This is a genomic window from Shinella sp. M27 (assembly GCF_049199905.1).
GTDB lineage: Bacteria > Pseudomonadota > Alphaproteobacteria > Rhizobiales > Rhizobiaceae > Shinella.
In genome coordinates, this window is the sequence record NZ_JBLZPK010000023.1 from 41,405 (window position 1) to 47,538 (window position 6,134).

A 6,134-nucleotide genomic window follows, 5' to 3' on the forward strand; every position below is an offset into this window, starting at 1 on the left:
AAGAAACGGATTTTTCAGGGATCGGAGGAGAGACTTCGCGGCATTGTAAAAGCCTCGGAGCGTCCCATGTCCGCCGCCGAACTGCTCGCCCTTCGTCGCTTCGGCGATGGTGAGATCGTCACGCTCGCCAAGCTGGTCATCGAAACGGCCTTCCAGCCGATCGTCGAGGCCGCCACCGGTGCCGTCTTCGGCTACGAGTCGCTGATGCGCGGTTTCGACCGGCTCGGCTTTCGCTCGCCGCTCGATCTTCTCGACCGGGCGCATGAGGCCGGCCAGCTTCTGGCGCTCGAGCATATGGTCAACAGCCGGGCGATCGCGGCCTTCGCTGCGCTGCCGGATTTCCGCTCGCGCACGCTGTTCGTCAATCTCGATTCCCGGCTGGTGGCCGAGGGTTCCGACCTCGTCGAGCGCCTTGCCGGCCATCTCAGCCGCGCCGGCATTCCGGCGTCGTCGATCTGCTTCGAGATTTCCGAGCGCTTCAACAACGATCAGCTGCCGGATTTCGCCATGCTGGTCCGAAAACTGCGGCTCGCCGGTTTCAAGCTTGCCATCGACGATTTCGGCGTCGGGCACAATGGCTTGAAACTGCTCTGCGATCACCCGGTCGATTATCTCAAGATCGACCGCCACTTCATTTCCGGCATGGAGGCGGATGCGCGAAAGCGTCATCTCGTGCGCAACACGGTCAATGCCGCTCATGTGCTCGGCATCCGCGTCATCGCCGAGGGCGTGGAGAGCGAGGCGGAGTTCATCGCCTGCCGCGAAGCGGGTTGCGATCTCGTGCAGGGCTGGTTCGTCTCGCGCCCCGTCACGGATTTTTCGGCGCTGAGCCCCGTCTATGCGCAGGTGGCGCGAGCCGGCGGCACGCGCCGCTCGTCGCGCACGCTGGATAGCATCCTCATCCGCCGCGAGATCGAGCAGGTCGCGGTGCTCCGGGAAAACGAGAGCCTGGAATCGGTCTTCGAATTCTTCCGCCGCGATCCCAAGCGCACCTTCTTCCCGGTGCTGAACGCCAATGACGAGCCGCGCGGCATCCTGCACGAATATCATGTGAAGGAGCTGAGCTATCACCCGTTCGGCCGCGACCTCCTGAAGAACAAGCTCTACCAGAAGAGCCTGTCGCATTTCGTCACCATGGCGCCGATTGCCGATCTCGATACGCCGGCCGAGCAGCTGCTCGAAGTCTTCACCGGCATGGGCGGCAATGAATGCGTGATCCTCACCGAGAACCTGCGCTATGCCGGCATCCTCTCGGCCTCGTCGCTCTTGAAGATCATCAACGAGAAGCGGCTGAAGACGGCGGAGGACCAGAACCCGCTGACCGGCCTGCCGGGCAACCGCTCGATCCGCGATTACCTGCAGGACAAGGCGCTCGACGGCGACCAGCTGCGCTGCCTGTGCTACTTCGATTTCGACAATTTCAAGCCGTTCAACGATCACTACGGCTTCCACAAGGGCGATCTTGCGCTGTCGCTTTTCGCCTCGCTGCTGCGGCGCGAATTCGTCGGCGAGGATGTCTTCGTCGGCCATGTCGGCGGGGATGACTTTTTTGCCGGCGTTGCCGGTCGGCCGGTGGAGGCGGTGCAGGATATCCTGGAACGGCTGCTTTCCGATTTCGCCCGCGAGGTGCGCGCGCTCTATTCGCCGGAGGATCGGCTGGCCGGGGAAATCCGCGGCCGCGACCGGGCCGGGCATCAGACGAAATTTCCGCTGATGCGCTGTTCGGCCGCCGTGCTGGTGGTGCCGGAAGGCGAGGTGATCGGCGAGGCGGGGCAGATCAGCAGCCGCATCGCCGCCCTGAAGGCGGATGCCAAGGAGAGCGACGGGGGGCTCGTGCTCTCCTCGGTCTCGGGCGAAATGCAGCGTGCGGCGGCTGCACCTCGTCAATCATAGAGTTTCCGGGTACCGGAAACTCTTGGGGGCGGGCCCTCGCGGACCCGCCCCGTGCCACGTCAGCGGAGAATCTTCACCGTCTTCGCTTCGTGGTTCTTGCCGGACATGTCGAAGGAGATGGCCACCTTCTCGCCAGCCTTCAGTCCGGGATCGTGAAACCCCTTGGGAAGGTGGTAGACGGTGCCATCGGCAAGCGTCAGAGACATCGACGCCTTGTTGTAGTCCTTGACCGTACCGGTCGCCGACTTGGCGGCGAGGGCAAGACCTGGGGTGGCAAGAATGGAAACGATGGCGAGATTGGAAAGAAGAACACGCATATGTGTCGTCCTGAAAAGCCCCGGGCGGGGGCTGAGAAGCCGTCCGGGAGGCGTCGCGTCGCAGCCTTAAGGGAAGGGCTGCCGGCGCTCCCCGGCTTCGGAAGGAAAGCTAGGCCCGGAAAAATCCGTTTTCAAATTAACAAGATTTAATTTTCGTTGCCGCGAAACAGCCGGAATTTCAGCGCTTCGCGGCCGAATGTTGACGATGTTCAAGCGCCACGTGATGTCGCAGCAAAAGCGCCCAAGCGATTCAAAAGATTCGCACTTTGGGCTAGAATCACCAAAGACGATGCGGTCGCAACACGCGGGGAGGCTTTATCCATGCCGGTTCCATCATCCATGTCCTATATCGGGCTCAGCGAACACGGCGGCCCGGACGTGCTGTCGGTGATGGAGGGCCGCACGCCGCAGCCGCGCACCGGCGAGCTTCTCGTGCGCGTCGAGGCGGCCGGCATCAACCGGCCTGATGTGCTCCAGCGCAAGGGCGATTATCCGCCGCCGCCGGATGCCAGCCCCATCCTCGGCCTGGAGATTGCAGGCGAGGTGGTGGCGATCGGCGAGGACGTCACCGGCTACCATATCGGCGACAAGGTCTGCGCGCTGGCCAATGGCGGCGGCTATGCGCAATATTGCGTCGTGCCGGCCACCCAGGCGCTGCCGTTCCCGAAAGACTATGATGCGGTGAAGGCGGCGGCGCTGCCGGAGACCTTCTTCACCGTCTGGGCGAACCTCTTCATGATGGCCGAGCTGAAGCCCGGTGAAAGCGTGCTCATTCATGGCGGATCGAGCGGCATCGGCACGACGGCGATCCAGCTTGCCGCAGCGCTGGGTTCACGCGTCTTCACGACGGCCGGTACGGCGGACAAATGCGAGGCCTGCCTTGATCTCGGCGCCAGCCGCGCGATCAACTACCGCAGCGAGGATTTCTGCACCGTCATCGCCGAAGAGACAGGCAAGGCTGGCGTCGATGTCATCCTCGACATGATCGGTGCCGCCTATTTCGAGCGGAACCTGAAGTCGCTCGCCCGTGACGGGCGTCTGTCGATCATCGCCTTCCTCGGCGGCACCTTCGCCGAAAAGGTCAGCCTCGCGCCCATCCTGCAAAAGCGCCTGCGCCTGATGGGCTCGGCCATGCGTCCGCGCACCGCGGCGGAAAAGCAGGAAATCCGCGATGCCCTGCTGGAGAAGGTGTGGCCGCTCCTGGAGGAGGGGCGCATCGCCCCGGTCATTCACGCCGTCCTGCCTTACAAGGAGGCCGCCGCCGGCCATCGTATGATGGAGCATGGCGATCACATCGGAAAGATCGTGCTGACCTTCGATTAAGACCTATTCGGCACAGGTGATGCGGTCCCGGCCGAGATGTTTGGCGCGGTAGAGCGCCCGGTCGGCACGCTCGAAGAGGTCCTCCGCCGCCGTGCCGCAGAATTCCGCAATGCCGGCCGACATGGTGTAGGCGCAGCAGATATCGACGCGGTTTTCCGCCCGCGCCATGTGGCTGCGCAGCCGCTCGATGGCGTCTGTCGCCTGGCGCAGGCCGGTGCCCGCCATCAGCACCAGAAATTCTTCCCCGCCGATGCGCGCGAAAAAGTCGCCGCCGCGCAGTTCCTGGCGGCCGGCGGCAGCGAAGTGTTTCAGCACCCGGTCGCCATTGGCATGGCCGTAGCGGTCGTTGATGCTCTTGAAGTTGTCGAGGTCGATCAGAACAAGCGAGAGCGGCGTGCCGTCGCGCGCCGCCGCCTGCATGTCCGCCTCCAGCCGCTCCATGGCGGCACGGCGGTTGAAGAGGTTGGTCAGCGGATCCGTATCGGCGGCGAGCCGGGCGGCGTCGTGGGCAAGCTGCAATACACGCTCGTTGGATTTGAGCATGGTGATGTCGGTGAAGACGTGCCACAGCCAGCCGCCCGGCAGCAGCGTTTCATTGGCGAGGAACCACCTGTCATCGCTGATGTCGATCTCGAAGGTGCGCTGCGGGCTGCTGCGCCGCTTCTTGCTGGCCATGTCGAGAAAGTTCTCGACCGGCGTGCTGATCTTCGGGCCGACGCGCTTGCCGTGACAGTTGCGCATGATGTCGGCAAAGGTGCTGGCATCTGGCTGCACGTCGAAGAGCAGGCGGAAGGCTCCCGAGCCGTAGGCAAGCTCATCGTCGGGCGAAAACAGCGCGAAGGCAACGCCGGATGCATCGAGGCCGGAGAGGATGAGGTCTGTCGTGGCGCGGTCACGGAGAAGGGCGAGGGGCAGGATCGTATCGATCCTCGCCATGCCGCTTTCCTCCAGCCAGCCATGTCCATCGCTCAGCCGCAACCGCTCGTCCTTTCCGGGGCAGAATCATCGGCCAGACCGACGATAGGTGCCCTTTGTGGCAGAAGGCGGCAGTGTCGCAATCGCGACCGCCTGATGGCGTTAACAAATCCTCAATCGCCGTGCCCGGTCGCTTTGTGCGGAAGGCCGATGGCAAGTAGGATGGCGAGGGCCGCCGGCAGCGCGAGCAGCGCATAGAGCCAGCGCGCCGCCGTCACCGCACCCTCGACGCCACCCGGCTGCAACAGGCCGGTGGAGTTGACGATGATGCCGGCGAGTGCCGCCCCGAAGGCCGCACCGAGCGCCTGCATGGTGGTGATGGCCGCCGACGCCTTGTCCGTTTCGCCTGCGGGGGCAAGCCACATCACATGGGTCACGAGATGCGCCCAGCCCATGCCGATGCCGAACCCCATCAGGTAGGTGAATACAGTCGAGAGCACGAGCAGCAGAAGGCCGCTGTCGGGATTGTGCCGGGCAAGCGTGAAGACGAGCAGCGCGGTCGCGACCGTTTCGATCGCGCCGCCGACGAGGATGACGCGGTTGGCCAGCCTTCCCTTCAGGCTTGCGGTCATGAAGGCCGCCGTCGTCCAGCCGAGCGCCAGAAGCGCCACGAGATAACCCGAGACCAGCGGCGTGACGCCATGCAGCACCTGCAGGAAATAGGGGATGTAGACATCCGAGCAGATCGTCACCAGCAACAGCAGCATGATGAGATAGACGCGGGCGAGCGGCGAGCCGAGGCGGATCGTGCCGGCCGGCAGGAGCCGCGCCTCGGCATGGCGCTCGATGGTGATGGCGGCGATGACGCCGATGACGGCGGCAGCCGACAGAACGCCGCGCAGCGCCGGCGCATCCACCGAGCTTGCGAAGGAGAGCAGCACGACGGCCGTCACCAGAAGCACGATCTGCACGAAGGGCGTCTTCGTCGTCACGCGCTCGCCTTCGCCGGAGGGCAAAAGCCGGGGCGCGACGAAGGCCATGATGGCGGAGAGCGGAACGAGCAGCGCAAAGGCCTCGCGCCAGGCGCTGCCGGCGGCGAAGATGCCGCCGATGGTCGGGCCGAGGAAGGTCGCGATGCCCCAGACGGCGGCATAGAGCGTGGACGCCGTGCTCCACAGCGCCTCGGGATAGACATGGCGGATGAAGGCATAGCCGAGCGCCACGAGGAAGCCGGCGCCAAGTCCCTGGACCGCCCGGCCGGCCAGCACGATCTCCATCGTGGGTGCGATGGCGCAGACCAGGCTGCCGATGCCGAACAGCACCGCGCCGAAGACGTAGCAGCGGTTGAGCGTCACGCTTTCCGGCCTGACGGCCACGAAGGTCGAGCCCAGAACGGAGGCCGCGACATAGATCGTGGTTGCCCAGGCGAAGAGTTCGAGACCGCCGATATCGCGCACGATCGAGGGCATCAGCGTGGCGGTGATATAGGTCTCCACCGCATGCAGCATGATCCCGCCGCCGAGCATCAGCGTGCCGAACAGGGTGCCGCGATGAAACAGGCTGGACAGCCGCGGCGCGACTTCCTTCGGGGTGACAACACTATCGGACATGGGAACGGACCTTGGCATGCAACATTGCGGACTGAGACGTCGCACGGCCCTACCGGGAGTTCAAGCCGTGACTTTT

The 6,134-nt window shown here is 64.6% G+C and carries 5 protein-coding genes; 2 read left to right on the top strand and 3 right to left on the bottom strand.

From position 1 onward, the window contains the following. The first annotated feature begins 66 nt into the window (after positions 1-66). Positions 67-1,893, top strand: coding sequence for an EAL domain-containing protein (locus tag ACOZK4_RS08685; protein WP_421591540.1), 1,827 nt, complete (start codon positions 67-69; stop codon positions 1,891-1,893). 59 nt (positions 1,894-1,952) lie between these two features. Here the strand turns inward: ACOZK4_RS08685 and ACOZK4_RS08690 are convergent, their stop codons facing one another. Beyond that, positions 1,953-2,210 carry a DUF1344 domain-containing protein gene (locus ACOZK4_RS08690; RefSeq protein WP_313529072.1) on the bottom strand — a complete coding sequence of 86 codons (258 nt, stop codon included), beginning with the start codon at positions 2,208-2,210 and terminating at the stop codon, positions 1,953-1,955. A 321-nt stretch (positions 2,211-2,531) separates the two neighbouring features. Between ACOZK4_RS08690 and ACOZK4_RS08695 the strand changes: the two genes are divergently transcribed. After that, a complete protein-coding gene (locus ACOZK4_RS08695; protein WP_313529075.1) occupies positions 2,532-3,533 on the top strand; it encodes an NAD(P)H-quinone oxidoreductase in 1,002 nt (333 codons plus the stop codon). 3 nt (positions 3,534-3,536) lie between these two features. Here the strand turns inward: ACOZK4_RS08695 and ACOZK4_RS08700 are convergent, their stop codons facing one another. Beyond that, positions 3,537-4,469, bottom strand: a complete 933-nt coding sequence (locus ACOZK4_RS08700; RefSeq protein WP_421591541.1) for a GGDEF domain-containing protein — start codon at positions 4,467-4,469, stop codon at positions 3,537-3,539. 152 nt (positions 4,470-4,621) lie between these two features. Further along, positions 4,622-6,058 (bottom strand): MFS transporter, encoded by a 1,437-nt coding sequence (locus tag ACOZK4_RS08705; RefSeq protein WP_421591542.1) that lies wholly within the window; start codon positions 6,056-6,058, stop codon positions 4,622-4,624. Positions 6,059-6,134: the final 76 nt, after the last annotated feature.

Excerpts from the sequence above, each read along its gene's own strand:
- ACOZK4_RS08705 (WP_421591542.1), bottom strand. The coding sequence starts at position 6,058 with ATGTCCGATAGTGTTGTCACCCCGAAGGAAGTCGCGCCGCGGCTGTCC.
- ACOZK4_RS08695 (WP_313529075.1), top strand. The coding sequence starts at position 2,532 with ATGCCGGTTCCATCATCCATGTCCTATATCGGGCTCAGCGAACACGGC.
- ACOZK4_RS08690 (WP_313529072.1), bottom strand. The coding sequence starts at position 2,210 with ATGCGTGTTCTTCTTTCCAATCTCGCCATCGTTTCCATTCTTGCCACC.
- ACOZK4_RS08685 (WP_421591540.1), top strand. The coding sequence starts at position 67 with ATGTCCGCCGCCGAACTGCTCGCCCTTCGTCGCTTCGGCGATGGTGAG.
- ACOZK4_RS08700 (WP_421591541.1), bottom strand. The coding sequence starts at position 4,469 with ATGGCGAGGATCGATACGATCCTGCCCCTCGCCCTTCTCCGTGACCGC.